At 31.8% G+C, this 988-nt stretch carries 1 protein-coding gene; it reads right to left on the bottom strand.

Going from position 1 to position 988, the window contains the following annotated elements:
• Nucleotides 1-56 precede the first annotated feature (56 nt).
• Nucleotides 57-896: a peptidase U32 family protein gene (locus HMPREF0367_RS01520; RefSeq protein WP_035400468.1), complete on the bottom strand. Its 840-nt coding sequence runs from the start codon at nucleotides 894-896 to the stop codon at nucleotides 57-59.
• Nucleotides 897-988 lie beyond the last annotated feature (92 nt).

Here is a 988-nt window from a genome sequence, read left to right as displayed (position 1 = left end):
CGCAATCTTTGCCTTTTCAAGATTTCCTGCAGGAGCTAATAATTCTATCTTTTTCATTACTGCCCCTCCTTTTTCTTTATCGTTGTTTCATGATACCAGCGATCACAACCAATATTTAAATTCGTTTTTGTTTTATATGCATTCAATACTTGAATCGTATAACCATCATCGAAAAATATAGAATCAATACGGAAACGCTTGATTCCTGCTTCTTTTAATGAATCCATTTGTTCAAAAGAAGATATAGGATTGGCACTGAATATATGTGTGCCTGCATGATCTTCATAAATAGGCATTTGCTCATCACGTGTTTTTTCAATTAAATCGTAACGTTTGTTTTCTTTAACAGCATTTGAATTAATCGCATCTAGATAATTGGAAATCAAAGGTCTTCTAGAATACATAATAGAAAAATAGCCGTTTACTAAAACTTCAAGATGATCAGCAGCTTGAGCAATCATCATAATTTCATCTAAGCTCATCTCATGAGCCAGACTGACAGCCTGTATGCCTTGTTCCAAATAGAAATTTACATCCATGCTGGAAGTAACCAAAGTTTCTGGTTGATAGATAAGTTTATTTTGGATATTCATTTCCTGTGCGATATATAAAATGCCTTCATCTGCATAATAAATACCATCCATATTAATATCTTTAAATATTTGCATCCATTCTTTGGCCTTTTCCATTTCATTTTCAGAGCACATTCTCAAAAAATTAACATATAACTTGATGTTTAATTCTTTACATTTGTCTTTCCATACTTGCAAGTTTGTTTTATCCACTTCAATACAATGACGAATCGAATAATATGGAATACCTATAATAACGGCATCAATTCCTGCTTCTTTAAGTTTTTCAAGGCTTTCTAAAGAATGAATCGTTGAAATATACATAAACACCATCCTATCAGCTTTTACAGTATAACAAAAAAATAATCTAGAATCATTAAAAAGGAAAAGATTGCGATCCTATATGGTGCAGATGC

The organism is Faecalitalea cylindroides ATCC 27803 (assembly GCF_000469305.1).
GTDB classification, from domain to species: domain Bacteria; phylum Bacillota_I; class Bacilli_A; order Erysipelotrichales; family Erysipelotrichaceae; genus Faecalitalea; species Faecalitalea cylindroides.
Note: the sequence above shows the minus strand (reverse complement) of the source record. Positions and strands in the feature narration are given on the sequence as shown.

Coding starts and splice junctions, on each gene's coding strand:
- HMPREF0367_RS01520 (WP_035400468.1), bottom strand. CDS start 896: ATGTATATTTCAACGATTCATTCTTTAGAAAGCCTTGAAAAACTTAAA.